The 1,106-nt window shown below is 70.7% G+C and carries 1 protein-coding gene and 1 pseudogene; one reads left to right on the top strand and one right to left on the bottom strand.

What is annotated here, in order from left to right; translation table 11 throughout:
* A partial coding sequence (locus tag AC1D12_RS33845) for a methyl-accepting chemotaxis protein (RefSeq protein ID WP_477845452.1) occupies window positions 1–713 on the top strand: 713 nt, incomplete at its 5' end.
* Window positions 714–727: 14 nt separating this feature from the next.
* On the opposite strand, the pseudogene AC1D12_RS33840 reads toward AC1D12_RS33845, so the two are convergent.
* Window positions 728–1,106: pseudogene (locus AC1D12_RS33840) on the bottom strand (hypothetical protein); the annotation flags it as partial.

The following is a 1,106-nucleotide window of genomic DNA, read 5'->3' as shown; positions in this document are numbered from 1 at the left end:
ACCAGGACCTGTCGAGTCGCACCGAGCAGCAGGCGAGCGCGCTGCAGCAGACGGCGGCCTCGATGCAGCAGATGACCGAGACGGTGAAGCAGAACGCCGACAGCTCGCGCCAGGCGAGCCAGCTCGCGGTCTCGGCGGCCGACGTGGCCGGCCGCGGCGGCGAGGTGGTGCAGCGCGTGGTCGCGACGATGGGCGAGATCTCCGATTCGAGCCGCAAGATCGCCGACATCATCGGTGTGATCGACGGCATCGCGTTCCAGACCAACATCCTCGCGCTGAATGCGGCCGTCGAAGCCGCCCGGGCCGGCGAGCAGGGCCGCGGCTTCGCGGTGGTGGCCGGCGAGGTGCGCAGCCTCGCGCAGCGCAGTGCGCAGGCGGCCCGCGAGATCAAGGGCCTGATCGGCACCAGCGTCGAGAAGGTCGAGGCTGGCAGCAAACTGGTGACGGAAGCCGGCAGCACGATGAACGACATCGTGGCCCAGGTGCGCCGCATGACCGACCTGATCGCCGAGATCAACGCGTCGACCACCGAGCAGAGCAGCGGCATCGTGCAGGTGAACCAGGCGGTGGCGTCGATCGATTCCGGCACGCAGCAGAACGCCGCACTGGTGGAAGAGAGCGCCGCGGCGGCCGAGAGCCTGAAGATCCAGGCGGCCGGGCTGCTGGACGTGATCGCGGCGTTCCGCACCGGGGACCGGCACGCGTTCGCCTGATCACATCCTCATGATCACATCGGCGGCGCGAACCCGTTGCGCCCCGCGATCACCCGCAGCGCCACCGGCTTGCCGTCGCGCAGCTGCGCGGTGACCAGCACCTTCGCGCCCGGCACCAGCAGCGCCCGGTCGCCCGGCTTCACGGTGACGACCGGCACGCCTTCGGGCACCAGCACCGTCTTCTCACCGTCCTTGTAGCGCAGCCGCAGCGTGCGGCCCTTGGCCTGTCCGACGACGTCGGCGACGGTGGCATTGGTCATCGTGCTGCCCGGCTGCAGGTCCCACGGGTAGTGGCCCTCGCCGGTGCCGCGCGCCTGCTCGGGAAACACCAGCACCTCCAGCGCCTGCAGCGTGCCGTCGGGCTGCGGCATTGCCGCGGTGCCGATGTAGCTG

It is taken from the genome of Rhizobacter sp. P1_G5 (assembly GCF_056405435.1).
The sequence above is the reverse complement of the archived record's forward strand: the minus strand, read 5'-3'. Positions and strand labels throughout refer to the sequence as shown.